Annotated in this window: 1 protein-coding gene; it reads left to right on the top strand. The window is 65.3% G+C overall.

All coding sequences use genetic code 11. The annotated features are described in order from the left end of the window. The coding region (locus SAZ01S_RS23365; RefSeq protein ID WP_139810233.1) for a UDP-glucose dehydrogenase family protein at positions 1 to 744 on the top strand (744 nt) is incomplete at both ends.

Here is a 744-nt window from a genome sequence, read left to right as displayed (position 1 = left end):
CTATGTGGGCCTGGTATCCGGAGCCTGCTTCTCGGACTTCGGCCATGAAGTCGTCTGCGTGGACAAGGATGCCCGCAAGATCGAGCTTCTCGATCAGAACGTCATGCCGATTTATGAGCCAGGACTGGCCCATCTCGTGGCGAGCAACGTCAAGGCCGGCCGCCTGTCCTTCACCACCGACCTTGCCGAAGGGGTGAAGGATGCCGATGCGGTGTTCATCGCGGTCGGCACGCCGAGCCGCCGCGGCGACGGCCATGCCGATCTCTCCTACGTCTTCGCCGCCGCGCGGGAGATTGCCGAGAATCTGACCAAGCCGAGCGTGATCGTCACCAAGTCGACCGTACCCGTCGGCACCGGCGACGAAGTCGAGCGGATCATCGCCGAGGTCGCGCCGAACAGCGGCGCCAAGGTCGTCTCCAACCCCGAGTTCCTGCGCGAAGGCGCGGCGATCGAGGACTTCAAGCGCCCCGACCGCGTCGTCGTCGGCACCGAGGACGAGTTCGCCCGCCAGGTGATGCGCGAGATCTACCGGCCGCTGTCGCTCAACCAGTCGGCACCCGTCCTGTTCACCGGGCGCCGCACGTCCGAGCTGATCAAGTATGCCGCCAACGCCTTCCTCGCGGTGAAGATCACCTTCATCAACGAGATCGCCGATCTGTGCGAACAGGTCGGTGCCGACGTGCAGGAAGTGTCGCGCGGCATCGGCATGGACAACCGCATCGGGGGCAAGTTCCTCCACGCCGG

This window comes from Sphingomonas azotifigens NBRC 15497 (genome assembly GCF_002091475.1).
Classification (GTDB): domain Bacteria; phylum Pseudomonadota; class Alphaproteobacteria; order Sphingomonadales; family Sphingomonadaceae; genus Sphingomonas; species Sphingomonas azotifigens.
This window is presented reverse-complemented; position numbering and strand designations above follow the sequence as displayed.